General features: G+C 58.5%; 17 protein-coding genes. 13 read left to right on the top strand and 4 right to left on the bottom strand.

Annotated elements, in window-relative coordinates; genetic code table 11:
- Positions 1–66 precede the first annotated feature (66 nt).
- Positions 67–981 carry a sugar ABC transporter substrate-binding protein gene (locus NQH49_RS18455; RefSeq protein ID WP_256697751.1) on the bottom strand — a complete coding sequence of 305 codons (915 nt, stop codon included), beginning with the start codon at positions 979–981 and terminating at the stop codon, positions 67–69.
- A gap of 413 nt (positions 982–1394) precedes the next feature.
- Between NQH49_RS18455 and NQH49_RS18450 the strand changes: the two genes are divergently transcribed.
- The 8 genes from NQH49_RS18450 (at position 1395) to NQH49_RS18415 (ending at position 11889) form a co-directional block, all read left to right on the top strand.
- Complete coding sequence (locus tag NQH49_RS18450; protein ID WP_256697750.1) at positions 1395–2774, top strand: MFS transporter; 1380 nt, start codon at positions 1395–1397, stop codon at positions 2772–2774.
- 119 nt (positions 2775–2893) lie between these two features.
- Positions 2894–4057, top strand: a complete 1164-nt coding sequence (locus NQH49_RS18445; protein ID WP_256697749.1) for an HD-GYP domain-containing protein — start codon at positions 2894–2896, stop codon at positions 4055–4057.
- Between the two features lie 109 nt (positions 4058–4166).
- Complete coding sequence (gene kdpF / locus NQH49_RS23490) at positions 4167–4256, top strand: K(+)-transporting ATPase subunit F (RefSeq protein ID WP_081113208.1); 90 nt, start codon at positions 4167–4169, stop codon at positions 4254–4256.
- On the top strand, positions 4256–5935 hold the full coding sequence (gene kdpA, locus NQH49_RS18435) for a potassium-transporting ATPase subunit KdpA (protein ID WP_256697747.1): 1680 nt from the start codon (positions 4256–4258) through the stop codon (positions 5933–5935). The genes kdpF and kdpA overlap by 1 nt, the downstream gene beginning before the upstream one ends.
- Positions 5936–5942: 7 nt before the next feature.
- Positions 5943–7991, top strand: a complete 2049-nt coding sequence (kdpB, locus tag NQH49_RS18430; protein ID WP_256697746.1) for a potassium-transporting ATPase subunit KdpB — start codon at positions 5943–5945, stop codon at positions 7989–7991.
- An 11-nt stretch (positions 7992–8002) separates the two neighbouring features.
- A complete protein-coding gene (gene kdpC / locus NQH49_RS18425; protein WP_256697745.1) occupies positions 8003–8572 on the top strand; it encodes a potassium-transporting ATPase subunit KdpC in 570 nt (189 codons plus the stop codon).
- A 71-nt stretch (positions 8573–8643) separates the two neighbouring features.
- Entirely contained in the window at positions 8644–11325 is a 2682-nt protein-coding gene (gene kdpD, locus NQH49_RS18420; protein ID WP_256697744.1) for a two-component system sensor histidine kinase KdpD, read from the top strand.
- A 54-nt stretch (positions 11326–11379) separates the two neighbouring features.
- Entirely contained in the window at positions 11380–11889 is a 510-nt protein-coding gene (locus NQH49_RS18415) for a TIGR00645 family protein (RefSeq protein WP_008109449.1), read from the top strand.
- Between the two features lie 114 nt (positions 11890–12003).
- Here the strand turns inward: NQH49_RS18415 and NQH49_RS18410 are convergent, their stop codons facing one another.
- The gene (locus NQH49_RS18410) at positions 12004–12936 is read right to left on the bottom strand and encodes a LysR family transcriptional regulator (RefSeq protein ID WP_256697743.1); all 933 of its coding nucleotides are present in this window, start codon (positions 12934–12936) and stop codon (positions 12004–12006) included.
- A gap of 92 nt (positions 12937–13028) precedes the next feature.
- Here NQH49_RS18410 and NQH49_RS18405 point away from each other — a divergent pair, with 92 nt between their 5' ends.
- From NQH49_RS18405 to NQH49_RS18390, 4 genes are all read left to right on the top strand, one after another.
- Positions 13029–14234: an MFS transporter gene (locus NQH49_RS18405; protein WP_256697742.1), complete on the top strand. Its 1206-nt coding sequence runs from the start codon at positions 13029–13031 to the stop codon at positions 14232–14234.
- Between the two features lie 53 nt (positions 14235–14287).
- Positions 14288–15637: a cation:proton antiporter gene (locus NQH49_RS18400; protein WP_154157268.1), complete on the top strand. Its 1350-nt coding sequence runs from the start codon at positions 14288–14290 to the stop codon at positions 15635–15637.
- Between the two features lie 26 nt (positions 15638–15663).
- Positions 15664–16011: a hypothetical protein gene (locus NQH49_RS18395; protein ID WP_256697741.1), complete on the top strand. Its 348-nt coding sequence runs from the start codon at positions 15664–15666 to the stop codon at positions 16009–16011.
- A gap of 274 nt (positions 16012–16285) precedes the next feature.
- On the top strand, positions 16286–17182 hold the full coding sequence (locus NQH49_RS18390; protein ID WP_256697740.1) for an alpha/beta hydrolase: 897 nt from the start codon (positions 16286–16288) through the stop codon (positions 17180–17182).
- Here NQH49_RS18390 and NQH49_RS18385 read toward each other — a convergent pair whose 3' ends face one another.
- Both NQH49_RS18385 and NQH49_RS18380 read right to left on the bottom strand, forming a co-directional pair.
- On the bottom strand, positions 17183–18100 hold the full coding sequence (locus NQH49_RS18385) for a bestrophin family protein (RefSeq protein ID WP_256697739.1): 918 nt from the start codon (positions 18098–18100) through the stop codon (positions 17183–17185). It abuts the gene before it with no gap.
- Positions 18101–18209: 109 nt separating this feature from the next.
- Positions 18210–19112, bottom strand: a complete 903-nt coding sequence (locus tag NQH49_RS18380; RefSeq protein WP_256697738.1) for a LysR family transcriptional regulator — start codon at positions 19110–19112, stop codon at positions 18210–18212.
- A gap of 95 nt (positions 19113–19207) precedes the next feature.
- On the opposite strand from NQH49_RS18380, the gene NQH49_RS18375 reads away from it, so the two are divergent.
- Positions 19208–20029 carry an SDR family oxidoreductase gene (locus tag NQH49_RS18375; protein WP_256697736.1) on the top strand — a complete coding sequence of 274 codons (822 nt, stop codon included), beginning with the start codon at positions 19208–19210 and terminating at the stop codon, positions 20027–20029.
- Positions 20030–20055: the final 26 nt, after the last annotated feature.

Raw genomic sequence — 20055 nt, 5'->3', positions numbered from 1 at the left:
TTGTCGATAACCGCACTAAACCTGCGTTACGGTCGCCATAAATGGCGACCCTACAATTGGCGGTAATTATTGTGATTTATCAACGTACTTCTGCATATTCTCTTTGGTTACCAGCTCGAACGGGATCCACACGTGTGAATCGACTTTCTCGCCTTTAATCAGCTTCTGCGCCACATCCACCGACGTTTTGCCCTGGCCGACCGCATCCTGGAACACCGTGACCTGAATTTTGTCCTGCGCCAGCGCTTTCAGGCCATCTGGCGTAGCATCGATGCCGCCAACCAGCACCTTTTTATTGCCCTTGGCCAGAGCCATCGCCGCGCCAATCGCCATCTCATCGTTGTTGGCCGCAACGATATCAATTGCTTCATCGTTGCCCAGCCAGTTATTCATTAAATCCATGCCTTCATTGCGCGCGTAGTTGGCGGGCTGTTTCTGCACTACTTTCATGCCGGGATATTTCGCCACCACTTGCTCAACGTCTTTAGTGCGTTGCAGCGCACCGGCATCGGTCAGGTTACCGATCATGATCGCCACATTGCCTTTGTAGTTAGCCATTTTCGCCAGCGCTTCCATCTGCAAGGTGCCGGATTCACGCTCGTCGGAGCCGACAAACACCACGCCGGCCGGCAGCGATTTATCGCCCGGCGTGCGGTTTACGTACACTAGCGGAATTTTTGCCTGCTGCGCGAGCTTGGTGAGCTGCGGCGTGCTGGCAGAATCGACCGGATCGACAATGATCGCATCCACGCCCGCGCCGATAAAACTCTGCACCTGATCGGTCTGACGTCCGACGTCACCGCGTGCATCTTCAAACTGAATATCGAGTCCACGCGCTTTGGCTTCTTTATCAATCGACTGGCGAATAATGGTGAGGAAGTTTTGATCGAAGTAAGCCATTGACACGCCAATTTTTTCCGCCAGTGCCGAGGCTGATGTCGAGAGCAGGCCGAGCAACACAATTGCCTTGAAGGTTTTCATCGCAGACTCCAGAGTAAGCTTGTTATTAGAATGAATGTTTCATCAAGTTCAAAAATGGCTCAATGAAATCATTTTCAGCCTACGAGCCCGCTACGCAACTGACAATCAGCACGGTTGGATTTTGCAGCCAGGCGCACACTTTGCTCTCGGGTGCGTCTTTGCTTTGCGCGCTCATAGTTGCGCTGCGAAGTATTTTCTTAGAGCTGGCGCACATTGCGGCGCAAAGGCGCGCGGATCTTTAAGGTTCTGTGCAGCGCCGCACCTCGCTTTGTGCCAGCTGCTAAATCTGGCGCTCATTAGCACCGTCGATTCCGTCATTCGCACAATGTCCACGCCTGAAACCGCTTCCTATAGTTGCTGCACAGGGGAAATAAAGCGGTATTCCAGTGTGTTTCATTTGAGGAATTCAGCCCATGCTAAAAGCCAATAATCGTCCACAGAACAGCCACGTACGCGTTTGGATCCTTTGCCTGATCCTGTTTCTTTCCGTGGTGGCGTATGCCGACCGCTCGATCCTGTCGATCTCGGGATCGGCGATCAAAGATGAGTTTGGACTTTCGGCGATCCAGCTTGGCCTGATCCTCTCGGCGTTTAGCTGGGCCTATGTGATCGGCCAGATCCCCGGCGGCCTGTTCCTTGATCGCTTCGGCACAAAAAAAGTGTATGGCGTGACGCTGGGGTTGTGGTCGATCTCCACGCTGCTGATGGGCTTTGTCGGCGAGTTCTCCAGCGGCATGACCATGGCACTGACATTGATGTTTGCGCTGCGTTTCGCGCTGGGCCTGATTGAAGCCCCGAGTTTTCCCGCCAATGCCCGTGCGGTGATCATGTGGTTCCCCAGCGCCGAACGCGGCCGCGCCTCTTCACTCTTCGCCTCGGCGCAATATTTTGCCGTCGCTATCTTCTCGCCGCTCTCCGGCTGGCTGGTGTCGCGTTTCGGCTGGGAATGGCCGTTCTTCGTACTGGGCGGCATTGGCGTGCTGGCGGTGTTTGTCTGGATGGGCTTTATGCGCAGTCCGCGCCATCATCCGCGAGTATCGGAAAATGAGCTGCGCTACATCGAGCAGGGCGGCGCGCTGGTCGATATTGATTCGGCGCAAACGCTAAAAGCGCGTCCGCCGTTGAGCAAAGCGATGTTCAAAAAGTTGCTCAGCAATCGCATGCTGTGGTGCGCCTACATCGGCCAATATTGCATCATCGCGCTCAGCTACTTCTTTATCACCTGGTTCCCGATTTATCTGGTGCAGGCGCGTGGCATGAACATTCTCGACGCCGGTTTTGCCACCATCGCACCGGCGGTGTTTGGCTTCCTCGGCGGCATCAGCGGCGGCTATATCTCCGACAAACTGCTGGCAAACGGCTGGAGTTTATCCTGGGCGCGTAAAACGCCGTACATCGTCGGCATGCTGATGGCAGCGTCGCTGGTTCTGGCGGCGATGATCCCCAGCAACGTCGGCATTATCGCCATTATGTCGTTCGCCTTCTTTGGCAAAGGCGTGGCGGCGGGCGCTGGAACCTGGACGATTGTCAGCGATACCGCACCAAAAGAAGCGGTTGGCCTGGCGGGCGCGATCTTCAATGGCATCGGCAATATGGCGGGTTTTATCACGCCGCTGCTGTTCGGCATCATCGTCGGCTTAACCGGCAGCTACAGCATTGGGCTGGTGTTTGTCGGCGCGCACTGCGTGGTTGCTGCTTTGCTGTTCCTGCTGGTGATGGGACCGATTGAACGCGTTGGCGAGGAGCAGGAGATTTCAAGCCAGGTCGCCATGAATGGCGACCCTACGACGTAATGTGCGCATTAATGCGCACCCATCTCGCAAACCTCACCGATCGCACAAATCACTCCTGAAGATTTTTTGCTCAGCTGCCGATACCTCCTTACCACCCACTGATATTAAGGAGCGATATCGTGATAAAGCTGATTAACGTTGACGAACTGCGGCAGGGAATGTTTATCCACAAACTTGAGGTTTGGTGGGTCAAAGATAAGCGCATTCGCAACCAAATGCTGATCACTGATAAACGCCAGATCGCGATGATCCGCAATGAGGGGATCCTGCAGTTATGGATCGATCTCGATAAATCGGTTCAGGCGCCCGCTGCGCCCGCGCCAAAAAAAGATATTCCTCAAACCCCGTTTTTCCAGGAGATGGATCAGGCGCAAAGCATCTTCAATCAGGGGAAACCGCAGGTGCTGGCGATGTTTAACGAGGCGCGTATGGGGCAAGGCCTCGACCTCGATTACACCCTTGATCTGGTGGATCAAATAGCCGGTTCGATCACCCGCGAACCGACTGCACTGCTGAGTGTGGCGCGCCTGAAGAATCACGACGATTACACCTATCTGCACTCGATGGCGGTGTGCGGCTTAATGATCTCGCTCGGCAAAAAAATGGGCCTCGATGAGCACCAGCTGCGCCGCGTTGGTATGGGCGGTTTGCTGCACGATGTGGGTAAAGCGGCGGTGCCGCTGGAGATTCTCAACAAGCCCGGCAAGCTCAGCGATGAAGAGTTTACCGTGATGCGCCAGCACCCGATTGTCGGTGCGCAGATGTTAATGGAAGCTAACGCCGGTGAAGATCTGCTGGATATCGCGCTGCATCACCATGAAAAATACGACGGCAACGGTTATCCGCACGGTCTGAAAGGCGAGGAGATCTCACTGTATGCGCGCATGGCATCGGTGTGCGACGTCTACGATGCCGTCACCTCGAATCGTCCTTATCGTAAAGGCTGGACGCCTGCCGAAGCGATGCACAACATGTTGAGCTGGCGTGGCCACTTCGATAACTCGCTGCTGCACGCCTTCGTGCGCACCATCGGCATCTATCCGGTGGGATCGCTGGTGCGACTGGCTTCCGGGCGCGTGGCGCTAGTGGTGCAGGCGGGCGAAAAATCGTTGCTCAAGCCCAAAGTGCATGTGTTCTGGTCGCTGCACGCGCAGCGCGAAGTAAAACCGGAAGAGCTCGATCTTGGCGACAGCTTCTGCACCGACAGCATCACCGGCGCGGAAGACAGCGGCTTGTGGCAGAACATCGATCTGAACCGCATCTGGGCGTTAGAAAGCGCTTAATTCTTCACCATTTTTATACTTTATTTACGCCCGCCTCCCGCCTTTTTACCTCTTCTTTATGCCGCGCCGCGCATGCTTGCAGCACTACCAAAATCCTCTGGAGGTTGCTGTGAGCGTGGGCGTGATAGCCGGCATCGTGCTGGTGTTTGTTCTTCTGGGCTACCTGATTTATGCCCTGCTTAATGCGGAGGCATTCTGATGGCTGCGAATGCATTCATGCTAATTGCGGTATTCCTGCTGGTACTGATGGTGCTGGCACAACCGCTGGGACGTTATCTCGCCCTGTTTGTGGCTGACAAGCCGCTGCTGCCGCGTACCGAACGCGCGCTGTGGCGACTGGCCGGTGCCGACGGCGACGCCATGCGCTGGCCGCACTATTTGCTGGCGATTCTGCTGTTTAACGCGCTGGGTTTTGCCTTGCTGCTGCTGATGTTGATGACGCAGGCCGCGCTGCCGCTGAACCCGCAGCATCTGCCTAATCTGAGCTGGGATCTGGCGCTCAATACCGCCATCAGCTTCGTCACCAACACCAACTGGCAATCCTACGCCGGGGAAAGCACGCTGAGCTATTTCAGTCAGATGGCGGGCCTCACGGTGCAGAACTTCCTGTCGGCGGCGACCGGTATCGCCGTGGCGTTTGCGCTGATTCGTGGTTTTGCCAACCGTTCGTTGGCGACGCTCGGCAACGCGTGGCGCGATCTCACGCGCATTACCGTTTACGTGCTGCTGCCAATCAGCCTGCTGATGGCGCTGTTCTTCGTCAGCCAGGGCAGCATTCAAACCTTCGAACCTTACCATGCGCTCACCACGCTGGAAGGCGCGCAGCAGACGCTGCCACTCGGTCCGGTGGCGTCGCAGGAAGCGATCAAAATGCTCGGCACCAACGGCGGCGGTTTCTTCAACGTCAACTCGGCGCATCCGTTCGAAAACCCGACGGCGCTGACCAACTTCGTGCAGATGCTGAGCATCTTCCTGATTCCGGCTGCGCTCTGTTTCACCTTTGGCCAGCATCTGGGCGATCGTCGTCAGGGCCACATGCTGCTGTGGGCGATGACCATCATGTTCGTGCTGGCGGTGATCACCGTGATGTGGGCCGAACTGCGTGGCAATCCGCACTTCCTCGCGCTCGGCGCGGACAGCGCCATCAACATGGAAGGCAAGGAGACGCGCTTCGGCATTCTCAACTCCAGCTTGTTTGCGGTGATCACCACGGCGGCGTCGTGTGGTGCGGTCAACGCCATGCATGACTCTTTCACCGCGCTCGGCGGCATGGTGCCGATGTGGTTGATGCAGTTGGGTGAAGTGGTGTTTGGCGGCGTCGGTGCTGGCCTGTACGGCATGCTGCTGTTCGTGCTGCTCGGCGTGTTTATCGCCGGGTTGATGATCGGTCGCACGCCAGAATACATGGGTAAAAAAATCGACGTGTGGGAGATGAAGATGACCGCGCTGGCGATTCTGGTGACGCCAACGCTGGTGCTGCTTGGCAGCGCGCTGGCGATGATGACCGATGCCGGTCGCGCCGGGATGGCCAATCCCGGCATTCATGGCTTCAGCGAAGTACTGTATGCAGTGTCATCGGCCTCTAACAACAACGGCAGCGCCTTTGCCGGATTGAGCGCCAACACGCCGTTCTGGAACCTGCTGCTCGGCTTCTGCATGTTGGTGGGCCGCTTCGGCATCATCATTCCGGTGCTGGCGATTGCCGGTTCGCTGGCAGCGAAGAAAATTCAGCCGGTGGGCAACGGTACGCTGCCAACCCACGGCCCGCTATTTATCGCGCTGCTGATTGGCACCGTCTTGCTGGTGGGCGCATTGACGTTCATCCCCGCGCTGGCATTAGGCCCGGTCGCGGAACATCTGCAACTTATTCAGGGATAACGGAATCATGAGTCGTCAACAACTGGCGCTGTTTGATGCGGCGCTCACCCGCGTTGCCATGCTGGATGCGCTGAAAAAACTCGATCCGCGCGTGCAGTTCCGCAACCCGGTGATGTTTTTGGTGTGGATTGGCAGCGTGCTGACCTCGGTATTGGCGGTGGGCATGGCCAGCGGCACGCTCAGCGGCAACGCGGGCTTTACCGCCGGCGTCGCCATCTGGCTGTGGTTCACCGTGCTGTTCGCCAACTTCGCCGAAGCGCTGGCGGAAGGGCGCAGCAAGGCGCAGGCCAACAGCCTGAAAGGCATCAGCAAAACCAGCGATGCAAAAAAACTGGCCGAAGCGCGTTATGGCGCAGCGTGGCAAAGCGTGGCGGCCGATACGCTGCGCAAAGGCGATGTGGTGCTGGTGGAAGCCGGTGACATCATTCCATGCGACGGCGAAGTGCTGGAAGGCGGCGCGTCGGTGGATGAGAGCGCCATTACCGGTGAATCCGCGCCGGTGATTCGTGAATCGGGCGGTGACTTCTCCTCCGTGACCGGCGGTACGCGCATTCTGTCCGACTGGCTGGTGATTCAGTGCAGCGTCAATCCGGGTGAAACCTTCCTCGATCGCATGATTGCGATGGTGGAAGGCGCAAAACGCCGTAAAACGCCGAACGAAGTGGCACTGACTATTCTGCTGGTGTCGCTGACGATAGTGTTCCTGTTGGCGACCGCCACGCTGTGGCCATTCTCGGCGTATGGCGGCACGCCAGTCAGCATCACGGTGCTGGTGGCGCTGCTGGTGTGTCTGATTCCTACCACCATCGGCGGCCTGCTGTCGGCCATCGGTGTGGCGGGCATGAGCCGCATGTTGGGCGCGAACGTGATTGCCACCAGCGGCCGTGCGGTGGAAGCGGCAGGCGACGTCGATGTGCTGATGCTGGATAAAACCGGCACCATCACGCTCGGTAACCGTCAGGCGACGCAGTTCCTGCCTGCGCCGGGCGTCAGCGAACAGCAACTGGCTGATGCGGCGCAATTGGCGTCGCTGGCCGATGAAACGCCAGAAGGGCGCAGCATCGTGGTGCTGGCGAAGCAGAAATTTAACCTGCGCGAGCGCGATCTCAGCAGCATGGGCGCGAGCTTTATTCCGTTCTCGGCGCAAACGCGTATGAGCGGCGTCAACGTGCAGGATCGTCTGATCCGCAAAGGTGCGGTCGATGCGGTTCGTCGCCACATCGAAGCCAATCATGGCCGTTTCCCGCTGGAAGTGAATGCCGCAGTGGAAGAGGTGGCGCGCGCGGGCGGCACGCCGCTGGTGGTCTCGGAAGGCGCGCAGGTGCTGGGCGTGGTGGCGCTGAAAGATATCGTTAAAGGCGGCATCAAAGAGCGCTTTGCCGAGCTGCGTAAGATGGGCATTAAAACGGTAATGATCACCGGCGATAACCCGTTAACGGCGGCGGCGATTGCGGCGGAAGCGGGCGTCGATGATTTCCTGTCGGAAGCGACGCCGGAAGCCAAGCTGGCGCTGATTCGCCAGTATCAGGCCGAAGGGCGTTTAGTGGCGATGACCGGCGACGGCACCAACGACGCACCGGCGCTGGCGCAGGCCGACGTGGCGGTGGCGATGAACTCAGGTACTCAGGCGGCGAAAGAGGCCGGCAACATGGTCGATCTCGACTCGAATCCGACCAAGCTGTTGGAAGTGGTGCACATCGGTAAACAGATGCTGATGACGCGCGGTTCGCTGACCACCTTCAGTATCGCCAACGACGTGGCGAAATATTTCGCCATTATTCCGGCCGCGTTTGCCGCCACCTATCCGCAGCTCAATATGCTGAATGTGATGGGGCTGCATTCGCCGAATTCGGCAATTCTGTCTGCGGTGATTTTTAACGCGCTGGTGATTGTGTTCCTGATTCCGCTGGCGCTGAAAGGCGTGAGTTATCGCCCGCTGAGCGCGGCGGCGCTGCTGCGTCGCAACCTGTGGATTTACGGTGCGGGCGGATTGGTGGTGCCGTTTATAGGTATTAAAGCCATCGACCTGCTGCTGACGCTGCTTGGTCTGGCTTAAGGAGAAGAGAAATGAGTCAGTTACGTCCAGCTATTGTATTGTTATTAGTGCTTACGCTGCTCACTGGTGCGGTCTATCCGCTGCTCACTACCGGTCTGGCGCAATGGTGGTTCCCATCACAGGCCAACGGTTCGCTGATTGAGCAGGATGGCGCGGTACGCGGTTCCGAGCAGATCGGCCAGGCATTTAATCAGCCGGGCCACTTTTGGGGCCGACCTTCCGCAACCGGTGATGCGCCTTATAATGCGCTGGCCTCGAGCGGCAGCAATCTGGCAGGCAGCAATCCGGCACTGGACAGAGCGGTGGCAGAACGCGTCGCTGCGCTGCGTGCGGCGAATCCGCAAGCACCCAAAGCGGTGCCGGTGGAGTTAGTGACGGCATCGGCGAGCGGATTAGACCCGGACATTTCGCCGGAAGCCGCGTTGTGGCAGGCACCGCGTATTGCCGCCGCACGCAACATGGCGCTGAAAGATGTTGAGGCGCTGATTGTGCGCCACACCGAGCGCCCGCTGCTGCCGTTTGTCGGCGAAGAGACAGTTAACGTGCTGCGCCTCAATCTGGCGCTGGATGATTTGCAATAAACCCGTAGGGTCGCCATTGATGGCGACCGTTTTCATGGCCGCACGGAACCTCGATTAATCGGACGGATTCTTTGAACGACCTACATGATGAACTGCCCCGCCCCGATCCCGATGCGCTATTGCTGAACCACAGCGACAGCCATCGCGGTAAGCTGAAAATCTACTTCGGCGCCTGCGCGGGCGTGGGAAAAACCTTCGCCATGCTGCAGGAGGCGCAGCGCCTGCGCGCACAAGGTCTCGACGTGCTTGCGGGCGTGGTGGAAACCCACGATCGCGCAGAGACCGCCGCGCTGCTCAACGGGCTGGCGCTGTTGCCCCGTCGTGCCACCGGGCGTTCACGCCACGCCGAATTCGACCTCGATGCGGCATTAGCGCGTCATCCGGCGGTGATCCTGATGGATGAACTGGCGCACACCAACGTGCAGGGTTCGCGCCATCCCAAGCGCTGGCAGGACATTGAAGAGCTGCTCGAAGCGGGCATCGACGTCATCACCACCGTTAACGTCCAGCATCTGGAAAGCCTGAATGATGTGGTCGGCGGCGTCACCGGTATTCAGGTGCGCGAAACCGTGCCCGATCCCTTCTTTGACAGTGCCGACGAAGTGGTGCTGGTGGATCTGCCGCCGGACGATCTGCGTCAGCGGCTGAAAGAGGGCAAAGTCTACGTCGGCGACCGCGCCGAACGCGCCATCGAAAACTTCTTCCGTAAAGGCAATCTGTTCGCGCTGCGCGAGCTGGCGCTGCGCCGCACCGCCGATCGCGTGGATGACCAGATGCGCGCCTGGCGCGATCAGCAAGGCCGCGACAAAGTGTGGCATACGCGTGACGCCATTCTGCTGTGCATCGGTGACGATACCGGCAGCGAGAAGCTGGTGCGCACCGCCGCACGTTTAGCGGCGCGGCTTGGCAGCGAATGGCACGCGGTGTATGTCGAAACGCCGCGCCTCAATCGGCTGCCGGAAGCGCGCCGTCGCGCCATCCTGCGCACGCTGCAGCTGGCGCAGGAACTTGGTGCGGAAACCGCCACGCTCTCCGATCCCGATGAAGCGCGCGCGGTGTTGCGCTACGCGCGCGAGCATAATCTCGGCAAAATCGTAACCGGTCGCCAGCCGCAACGGCGCTGGCGGCGCGACAGCTTTGCCCAGCGCCTCGGCGAACTCGGCCCGGATCTCGATTTGCTGGTGGTGGCATTGGATGAACCGGTGCGCGATGCACCGCATCCGCTCAGCGGCCAGCGCGCCAACAGCGAAAAATGGCGGCTCTATCTGCGCGGCTGCTTGATGGCGCTGCTGCTGTGTATTTTGGTCACCGGCGTTGGGCGCTGGCTGTTAGTTGAGTTTGATCCCGCCAACAGCGTGATGATTTATCTGCTGGCGGTAGTGCTGGTGGCACTGCGCTATGGCCGCTGGCCGTCGGTGTTCGCCACGGTGATCAACATCATCGCCTTCGACCTGTTCTTTGTCGCGCCGACCGGCACCGTTGCGGTGTCAGATTTGCAGTATCTGGTGACCTTCGCGGTGATGCTGGCAGTGGGCGTGATTGTCGGGAATCTCACCGCTGGCGTGCGCTATCAGGCCAAAGTGGCGCGCTATCGAGAACAGCGCGCGCGGCATCTGTATGAGATGGCGAAAGCGCTCGGCAGCGACCTGACGCCGCAGGATATCGCCAGCACCAGCCAGCGCATCATCGATGTCACCTTGCAGGCGCGCAGTTTGCTGCTGCTGCCGGATGAGCAGGGCGAGCTGCAAACCGTGGGCGATACCGCGATTGGCACGCCGCCGGATCTGGCTATCGCCAAGTGGAGTTACAGCAAAGGTCAACCGGCGGGCGCGGGCACCGATACCTTGCCTGCGGTGCCGTACCAGATTCTGCCGCTGAAAAGCGGCAATCACTGTCGCGGCTTGCTGGTAGTAGAACCGGAAAACCTGCGCCAGCTGATGATTCCCGAGCAGCAGCGTTTACTGGAAACTTTCACCGTGCTGATTGCCAACGCGCTGGAACGCATGGCGCTGTCGCACAGTGAGGCGGCGTCGCGGCTGTCCGCAGAACGCGAGCAGCTGCGCAATGCGCTGCTGTCAGCGCTGTCGCACGACCTGCGTACGCCGCTGACGGTGCTGTTTGGTCAGGCGGAGATGCTGATGCTCGATCTCGCCAGTGAAGAGTCGAAGTACGTCGGCCAGGCCAATCAGATTCGCGAACAGACGCTAAGCACCATTCGGCTGGTGAGTAACATGCTGGATATGGCGCGCATTCAGTCTGGCGGGCTCAATCTGCGTGAAGAGTGGGTAGCGCTGGATGAGGTGATTGGCGGTGCGCTGAGCAGCATGGGCCCGTCGCTGAAGGGCCATGAATTTATGCTCGAATTGCCCGAGATGGTGCTGATCAAAGGCGACAGCGCCATGCTGGAACGGGTGTTTACCAATCTGATCGAAAACAGCCTGAAATACGCCGGCAACGCCGCGCAGCACGGTATTCGGGCGTGGCGCGATCGCGATCGGCTGGAGATTGCGGTGTGGGACAGCGGTCCCGGCATCGCGCCGGAGAACCTGGCGCGTATTTTTGACAAGTTTGCGCGCGGCGATAAAGAGTCAGCGGTGCCGGGCGTCGGATTGGGGTTGGCGATCGGTAAAACCATTATCGAATCCCATCGCGGGCGTATCTGGGCGGAGAATCGGCCAGAAGGCGGCGCGGTGTTCCGTTTGTCATTGCCGCTGCCCGCCGCGCCTGAAATTTCTGAAGAAGGGCTGAAATAACTTCACATAAGTTCGGTTATACTCGCCCACTTGTCTGTTGATTAATGGGAACTTATGGAACGTTTTATCGAAAACCTGATGTATTCATCGCGCTGGCTGCTGGCTCCGGTTTACATGGGACTTTCGTTGGGCCTGCTGGCGCTGACCATCAAATTCTTCCAGGAAATTTTTCACCTGTTGCCGCACGTCTTCACCATCGCGGAGAACGATTTGATTCTGTTGCTGCTGTCGCTGGTGGATATGACGCTGGTCGGCGGTTTGCTGGTGATGGTGATGCTCTCGGGTTACGAGAACTTTGTCTCCAAGCTGGATATTGATGAGCACAGAGAGAAGCTGAGCTGGCTCGGTAAAATGGACTCCGGCTCGTTGAAAAACAAAGTGGCGGCCTCGATTGTGGCGATTTCATCGATTCACCTGCTGCGTATTTTTATGGATGCGCGCAACATCGAGAATGAAAAGCTGATGTGGTACGTGATTATCCACCTGACGTTTGTGCTGTCGGCCTTTGTGATGGGCTGGCTGGATAATATGTCGAAGGGGGATAAGAAAGCGGTGAAGATGTAGTTGGGTGCGCGCTGGCCCTCACCCCAGCCCTCTCCCGCAAGCGGGCGAGGGGGCTGACCGTGCTACCATCGGTTCCCTCTCCCTTTGGGAGAGGGTTAGGGTGAGGGAAAAACGCTACCGCGTCGGCGGCTGTGCTCCCGCTAACTTCGGCATCACTTCGCGAATCATGGCGAAAAACTTCTGTAATCGCGCCGGATAATAGCTCGCCCACGGATAAGTCAGCCATACCGGCAGCGGCGGCGCTTGCCACTCCGGCAGCAGCTGAATCAAATCGCCTTTCGCCAAATCCTCCTGCACCACCCACGACGACACCACCGCCGCGCCCATGCCCGCAATGGCGGCTTTGCGCACCGCGTACAAACTGTCGCTGGCGAGGCGCGGCGCAATCGCCAGATTCAGCGGCTGACCATCGCTAATACGTTGCAAGGCGATTTCGTTGCGATAAAAGCTGGTCAGCGCCAGCCACGGCAGATGAGTGAGCTGCGACACCTCATCCACTGGCGGATGCGCGGCCAGCAGCGACGGTGCCGCCACCACAAAGCGCGGCACCTCCGCCAATAACACCGCCACGATAGAGGCATCGCTGGGCGCACCGACCTGAATCGCGCAGTCGATGTTTTCGCTGATGAAGTCTGGCGTGCGGTCATTCAGCGTCCACTCCACGTTTAAGCGTGGATAGCGATGCAGATAATCAATCAGCGGTTCAATCAGCTGATCCTGGCCAAACGCATGCGGCGCCCGCACGCGCAAGGTGCCAATCGGATCATCGCTGGCGCCGGTGAGATCATCCTCCAGCGCGTGCCAGGTCGCCACCAGCTGACGCGCCTGTGCATAACAGCGCTCGCCATCATCGGTAAGTTTCAGCGCATGCGTGGTGCGCATAATCAGTTTGAGGCCAAGCCGCTGCTCGAGCGCCTGCAGACGACGGCTGATGGTGGGCTGCGTGGTACCGAGTTGGGTGGCGGCGGCTGACAGCGATCCGCTCTCGACGATGCGGATAAAGGTTTGCATCAGTTCGATGCGATCCAGGCTGGAGATGTTGTTCATACGCACCACGCATAACAGTTCTGTGTTTGAGCAGTCTACCGCGTATGGCGGCGACGCGCTTTAATAAGCGCACTTTCACGGGGGAATCCACTATGTCAGCCATCTCAACGTCAGCCATGCCAGCTGAAAAACTGCCCGCGCCGCTGGTCTTCACGCTCGCGGCCGGAGCCGGACTCAGCGTCGCATCGATTTACTACAGCCAGCCGATGCTGGATATCATCAGCAAACAGTTCAACGTCGGGATCGGCAGCGTCGGCATGGTGCCGATGTTGACGCAAGCCGGTTACGCGCTGGGGATTCTGCTGCTGGCCCCACTCGGTGACCGTCACGATCGTCGCACCATTATTCTGATTAAAGGTTTGCTGCTGGTTGCTGCGCTGCTGCTGTGTGGCTTCTCGGGCGGATTAAATGCCTTGCTGGTCGCCAGCTTCGTCACCGGTTTAACCGCCACCGTGGCGCAGGACATCGTGCCAGCGTCAGCGGCGTTAGCGCCGGAGCGCAGTCGAGGCAAAACCGTCGGCACGGTGATGACGGGATTGCTGGTGGGGATTTTGCTGTCACGCGTGGTGAGCGGCGTGGTGGCAGAGTATTTCGGCTGGCGCACCATGTACATGATTGCGGCGGTAGCGGTGTTGCTGATTAGCGTTGCGCTGTGGCGCGTGCTGCCGCGCTTTACGCCGGGTACCTCGGTGAGCTATCCGCGTCTGCTGCTGTCGCTGGCGCATCTGTGGCAGCACCATCAAACGCTGCGCCGTGCCGCGCTGGCGCAAGGATTGTTGTCGGTGGGCTTTAGCGCCTTCTGGTCAACGCTGGCGTTGATGCTGAGTCAAAACTTCCATCTGGACAGCGCGGTCGCTGGCGCATTCGGCCTTGCGGGTGCCGCAGGCGCTCTGGCCGCGCCGTTAGCTGGCAGCGTGGCGGATCGCATCGGTCCAGCGCGTGTTACGCAGTACGGTGCCACGCTGGTTATGGTGTCGTTCGCGCTGATGTTCTTGTTGCCGCTGCTGCCGATGCCGGCTCAGCTGGGTCTGATTATTATCAGCACCATCGGTTTTGATTTAGGTGTGCAGGCCACGCTGGTGGCGCATCAGACGCTGGTTTACAGCCTGGCACCAGAAGCACGCAGCCGCCTTAACGCCCTGATGTTTACCGTGGTGTTTATCGGCATGGCGACCGGTGCGGCGCTGGGAAGCCTGGCGCTGGCGCATTGGGGCTGGACCGGCGTAGTCGCACTCGCAACGTTGGCCGCTGCGCTTGCCCTGATGATTCGCCTCGCCAGCCGTCATCTGAAAAACTGATCGCTTAACATGTGCCAGGCTTAAAGGAGAATGTCATTTAAAAACGGAGCGTTATGAATTTCCTGGCCTGGACCGCCGCCACCGGCGGTCTTTTACTCCTTATGTCACTGGCTTCCGGGTGGATTCACCGTGGGCCAGTGACCTCATTTGGTCTCTACCTGTTCGCGGGCATCCTGTGTGGTCCGTGGATGCTCAATCTGCTGCAAGTCGACATCATCGGTCACGCCAATCTCGCCGCGCATCTCACCGAAATCGCCATGGCGGCCTCGCTGTTTATCACCGGGCTGAAACTGCGTTTGCCGCTCAACGCGCATGCGTGGCGGCTTGGCGTCAGGCTGGCGTTTCCGGCGATGCTGCTTACCGTCGGCGGCATGACGCTGCTGGTGCACTGGATCACTGGCTTCGATTGGGCGATGTCGCTGGCGTTTGGTGCCATTGTTGCGCCGACCGATCCGGTGCTCGCCAGCCTGATTTCCGTGAACGATGCGCGTGATGACGATGCCCTGCGCGTGGCGCTCTCCAGCGAAGCGGGCATGAACGACGGTTCCGCGCTGCCGCTGCTGATGCTGGCGATTTTGCTGTTGCAGCCGGGCGAATTGAGCACCGCTGCGCTGGGCGAGTGGTTTGCCAAAGATGCGCTGTGGGCGATTGGCGGCGGACTGGGAATTGGCTTTGCGCTGGGTTGGCTGATCGGTCAGCTGGCGACGCATTTACGTACCGCCAATCAGGATGTGGCACCCAACGATCTGTTCGCACTGGCGCTGATTGCGTTGAGCTATGCTGCCGCGCAGTCGGTTGATGCGTCGGGCTTCCTCGCCACCTTTGCGGCCGGCGTCGGGTTACGTCGCGCGGAATTGCGCGTGGTGAAGCACTATCCGCAAGATGAGATGTCTGAAGAGGAGCGCTTCTTACCGGCAGAAGCGCGCGTCAATACCGGTCAGCGGATGGCGCAGGGCAGCAGCGGCATGGTCAAATCGGTGGGTTTGGTGATCGGCGATGCACTCTCCTTTGGTGATACTATCGAGCGTTTGCTGGCGGCGGGCATGATGGTGGTGCTGGGCATTACGCTCGCGCAGCACTGGAATCTCACCGGTATCGGCCTCGCGCTGCTGCTGTTTGTGGTGGTGCGTCCGCTGGCGGTATGGATCACCACATGGCGCTGCGATATTCCGCTGATGCGACGTTTGCTGATTGGCTGGCTGGGTATTCGCGGCATCGGCAGTATCAATTATATTGCCTATGCATGGGTGCACGGCATGCGTGGACCGCAGGCGGAACAGATGGTGGATATGGCGCTGACGTTAGTGGTGTGCAGCATTGTGTTGCACGGCATCACGGTCACGCCGTTGTTAAACTGGCGTGCTGCCCGTCAGGCCGCACGCGCCGAACAAAACGAAAACTGATTTATTGGAAATTATTGGAGCCTATTATGAAAGCGTTATTACTCGCCCTCGTTGGGCTGTCGCTGTCAGCCGGTGCCCTGGCTGCCGACGGTGAAAATAATCAGGAAGAGAATGTTTATGCCAGCCAGCTGTGTCATCTGGTGAGCAGTGAAAAGAAGACCAGCGATTTGGATGGCTACACGGAGAAGCTGAAGTCACAACTCGCGGCCAGCCAGTCTTCGTCGTCTATGCAGCAGCCTGAATTTAATGAAGAAATCGCGCAGGAAGTGATTAGCGCGTGGCTGGAGTTGGGCGAGGATGAGCGCGGCAAACTGCGTCATGACCAATCGCAATGTGAACAAACGGTGATGACGCAGTTCCAGCAACAGGACTAATACCCGTCATACTTCAAGCTGCAGGTGCGTTGGCTGCGTGTGTTCACCCCAGTCACTTACTTTTGTAAGCTCCTGGGGATTCACACCCTTGCCGCCTTCCTGCAGCTCGAATTATTTAGGGTATTCGAAAAAGCTCGCGCCTTTTTAGGCGCGTTTTTTATGGCTTTTTTGTACGATTTACGTACATAATCGCCAACGTCGAAATCAGACATGCGTCACATAATGAGATTCAGCTGTTGAAGCTGGCATTTTTTGCATACTGGCACTGGGCAAGATGATTACACGTCGTCACTTTTTGTTGGCTACTGGAGCAACCGTTCTCTCGATGACCACGGGCAAACTCTTTGCTCGCGATGATGTCATTCCGTTGTGGCCCGACGATCCGCCCGGCGGCGGCGGCCCTTCAGGCTTGCTCAAAGTCGATCGCCACGGCTCCTGGACCAATATCGTTTCACCCGCGATTCAACGTTTCCGCCCGGAAAGTCCCAACGGCGAAGCGGTGATTGTGGCGGCGGGCGGCGGCTATCGTTTTATCGGTATGGGCCGCGAAGCCTGGCCGGTGGCGCGCTGGCTGAATGGCAGCGGCTATACGGTGTATGTGCTTAGCTACCGTTTACCGGGTGAGAAGTGGCAGGCGGGCAATCTGGCACCGCTGCAGGATGCGCAACGTGCCATTCGTCTGGTGCGTTCGATGGAGCGCAAAGTGCATGTGTTGGGCTTCTCCGCCGGTGGCCATCTGCTCGGCATGGCGGCGGCGCGTCCGGATTTTGAATCCTATCCGGCGCAGGATCCGCTGGATCAGGTCAGGCCAATTGTGGATAGCGTTGGGCTGATTTATCCGGTGATCACCCTTGAAGCGCCGTATCAGCGCACCAACACGCATCTGATGATGGTGGGCCAAAACGCCACGCCGACCCAGGAAGCCAACTGGTCAGTGCAAAACTACGTCACGCGGCAATATCCGCCAACTTTTCTCGCCCAGGCCGAGGACGATCACACCTCCAACCCCCACAATACAGAAATGATGCGTGACGCTTGTCGCCGCATGCGCGTGCCGGTTGAGCTGATAGAACTCAGCAGCGGCGGGCATGGTTTTGGTCTCGGCAAAGCGGGCACGCCAGCCGCATTATGGGATCAGGCGTATGTGCGTTGGTTGGATAATCAGGGTTAATTACGTCAAATTAAAATTCGCATCCGGCTGCAGCGGTTCCGGCAGCGGCGTATCGCCATTCATCGCTTTCAAATTGCGTTCGATATTGACGCACAGCGCATCAAGCGGCAGATGATTCGGTGCGGTGCCAAACGGATGTTCCAGCTCCTCCGCCAGCGCTTCCAGCGACAAAAAGGTGTAGGAGATAAACATCGATACCAGCGGCGTCATCAGGTGTAAATCCGCCACCAGCGCAAACGGCAGCAGCGTACAGAACAGGTAAACCGTGCGATGCAGAATCAGGCTGTAGGCGAATGGAATCGGTGTGCTGGCAATGCGATCGCAACCGCCCAGAATCGCCGATAGCTGGTTAAGATTTACATCAATGCTCTGCCAGACAATATCCGACACCAACCCTTCATCACGGCGCTGCGCCAGCCATTCACTCAGACATAATAAAATCTGCGACGTTGGCATCGGATGATGCAGCACTTTGCTGTGCCAGCTGGCTGGCAGCAAACGCTGTAAATCGACCTGCACATCAGTTTTACGCAGGCGATGTTTCAGGCTCCAGCAGAACGCCAGCAGCAAGCCGGTAAATTCCTGTACCTGTTCTTCACTCAGGCCACGAATGCTTTTGATCTGCCGCAGCAGCGAGCGTTGGGTGATATGCAGGCTGCCCCACAAGGTGCGAGCTTCGATAAAACGCGCATAGCTGGCGTTATTACGAAAGCCGAGAAAGATAGCGATCGACACACCGACCAAACTAAAAGGCGCGGTGGTGAGGTGAATGCCGAAAGTGGAGTACCACGGGTAACCAAAGATGGCGATCAGCGACATCAGCAGATTGAGCGACAGGCGGAACACGATGTTGCTGAGCACCGAGCCATGCCAGTCAAACAGCCGGAGAAACCAGTGTTGATGAGGACGTACGATCATTTTGCGATGGTGTATTTTTTAGGTTTTGTGAAGATAGGTTACGCCGCCGGGCATGAAGAGAGCAACGCCGTTGCTGAAGGTTTTAAGACTGAAACCGTGTTTCTCGACCTCACGCGTAGTGAGGCAGGCTGACTTTCAGGGCATCGATAAACAGCCGCAGCGCCATGGATTGATGTCGGTTGGGCGGGAACCACAGCGCAATCCCCGCCGATTGCACCCGCCACTCGGCCAGCAGCTCCACCAGCTGGCCGCTGCGCAGTTCTTTCTCCACATACAGCGATGGCACATACGCAATGCCCAAACCGGCGAGAGCGGCCTGCGCCATCAGCGCGTTGCTGTCTAACGTCAGCGTGCCTGGCACGTCAATCTCATGCTTTTCGCCCGCCTGCGCATATTCCCACTGATATCGTTTACCGCTTGGCAAGCGCTGGCGAATGCACTGCTGTTGCAGCAGATCGCGCGGATGAAGAATCGACGCGTTTCTTGTCAGATAAGCGGGCGCGGCGACGGTGACAAACGTCAGCGGGCCGCCAAGCGGAACGGCCACCATATCCTGCGGTACATCCTCAATCAGCCGAATGCCGGCATCAAAACCGGCGGCGGTGATATCCACTAACGCACCTTGCGCGGCGAAATCGAGCTGAATATCGGGATAGCGCGCGCTAAAGTCCGCCACTACGTGATCCAGCAGCAAACCGATCGAGGCATCGCTGGCGCTGATGCGCAGCGTGCCGTAATGCTGATGACGACTGGCGGAGATGTCGTGCAGCACATCATCCATCTGGTTCAGCAGCGGCGAAAGCCGATCCAGCAGTTGCTGCCCGGCATCGGTGAGCGACACGCTGCGCGTGGTGCGTTGAAACAGCTGTACGCCAAGATTGTGCTCCAGCGTTTTCACCAGATGGCTGAGCGAAGAGCGCTTTAAGCCGAGCATTTCAGCGGCACGGCGAAAGCTGCGCTGCTCGCCCAGCGTTTTGATGGCCTGCAGTTCGTGCCAGGAAGGACGTCTCATTGGTGGTTTTTCCTCACCGGGTCATGCGCGATTAGGTGGATTATCTCCACCAGTAAAGCGATCTACCATCAGGTTTTCAATATGAGGAGCACAACATGAAAACCTGGTTAATTACCGGTGCCAGCAGCGGGCTGGGCCGATTGATGAGTGAACGTTTACTGGCGCGCGGCGATCGCGTATTGGCAACGGTGCGACGTGAGCAGGCGATGGCCGATCTGCAGCAAACCTACGGCGAACAGCTGCAGATTATTGCGCTGGATTTGGCGCACACCGCCAGCATTGCACCCGCGATTAAACGCGCTTTTGCCGCCATCGATCGCATTGATGTGGTGGTGAGCAACGCAGCTTACGGCCTGTTTGGCGCGGCTGAAGAGTTGAGCGATGCGCAGATTGAGCGCCAGATCGTCACCAATCTTACCGGTTCAATCCAGCTGATTCGCGCGGTGATCCCTTTCCTGCGCCAGCAGGGCGGCGGGCGCATCGCGCAGGTTTCTTCGGAAGGCGGCCAGGTCGCGTATCCCAACTTCAGCCTGTATCACGCCACGAAATGGGGCATTGAAGGGTTTGTCGAAGCGGTGCGTCAGGAAGTCGCCAGCTTCGGTGTTGATTTCCTGCTGGTGGAACCCGGCCCGACCGCAACCCATTTTGGTGCGGGTCTGGATGTGGCCGATGCGCTGGCGGTTTATCGCGATAACGCCGCAGGCCAGTTGCGTCAGGCGATTTTTTCGGGCGATTTCACTATTGCCGGCGATGCCAGGAAATGCGTCACGGCGATGATCGCCACGCTGGATCAGCCCAGCATGCCGCTGCGATTAGCGCTCGGCAGCACGGCGTATCAGAATATCGAAACGGCGCTGGAAAGCCGGCTGGCAGAGCTGCGCGGGCAACGGGATGTGGCGTTTGGCGCGGATGTGTAAATCTGTAGGGTCGCCATTCATGGCGA

The sequence above is a fragment of the Pantoea trifolii genome (genome assembly GCF_024506435.1).
GTDB lineage: Bacteria > Pseudomonadota > Gammaproteobacteria > Enterobacterales > Enterobacteriaceae > Pantoea > Pantoea trifolii.
The sequence above is the reverse complement of the archived record's forward strand: the minus strand, read 5'-3'. Positions and strand labels throughout refer to the sequence as shown.

Coding starts and splice junctions, on each gene's coding strand:
- NQH49_RS18380 (WP_256697738.1), bottom strand. CDS start 19,112: ATGAGACGTCCTTCCTGGCACGAACTGCAGGCCATCAAAACGCTGGGC.
- NQH49_RS18385 (WP_256697739.1), bottom strand. CDS start 18,100: ATGATCGTACGTCCTCATCAACACTGGTTTCTCCGGCTGTTTGACTGG.
- NQH49_RS18405 (WP_256697742.1), top strand. CDS start 13,029: ATGTCAGCCATCTCAACGTCAGCCATGCCAGCTGAAAAACTGCCCGCG.
- NQH49_RS18410 (WP_256697743.1), bottom strand. CDS start 12,936: ATGAACAACATCTCCAGCCTGGATCGCATCGAACTGATGCAAACCTTT.
- kdpA (WP_256697747.1), top strand. CDS start 4,256: ATGGCTGCGAATGCATTCATGCTAATTGCGGTATTCCTGCTGGTACTG.
- NQH49_RS18395 (WP_256697741.1), top strand. CDS start 15,664: ATGAAAGCGTTATTACTCGCCCTCGTTGGGCTGTCGCTGTCAGCCGGT.
- kdpC (WP_256697745.1), top strand. CDS start 8,003: ATGAGTCAGTTACGTCCAGCTATTGTATTGTTATTAGTGCTTACGCTG.
- NQH49_RS18390 (WP_256697740.1), top strand. CDS start 16,286: ATGATTACACGTCGTCACTTTTTGTTGGCTACTGGAGCAACCGTTCTC.
- NQH49_RS18450 (WP_256697750.1), top strand. CDS start 1,395: ATGCTAAAAGCCAATAATCGTCCACAGAACAGCCACGTACGCGTTTGG.
- NQH49_RS18415 (WP_008109449.1), top strand. CDS start 11,380: ATGGAACGTTTTATCGAAAACCTGATGTATTCATCGCGCTGGCTGCTG.
- kdpB (WP_256697746.1), top strand. CDS start 5,943: ATGAGTCGTCAACAACTGGCGCTGTTTGATGCGGCGCTCACCCGCGTT.
- NQH49_RS18400 (WP_154157268.1), top strand. CDS start 14,288: ATGAATTTCCTGGCCTGGACCGCCGCCACCGGCGGTCTTTTACTCCTT.
- NQH49_RS18375 (WP_256697736.1), top strand. CDS start 19,208: ATGAAAACCTGGTTAATTACCGGTGCCAGCAGCGGGCTGGGCCGATTG.
- NQH49_RS18455 (WP_256697751.1), bottom strand. CDS start 981: ATGAAAACCTTCAAGGCAATTGTGTTGCTCGGCCTGCTCTCGACATCA.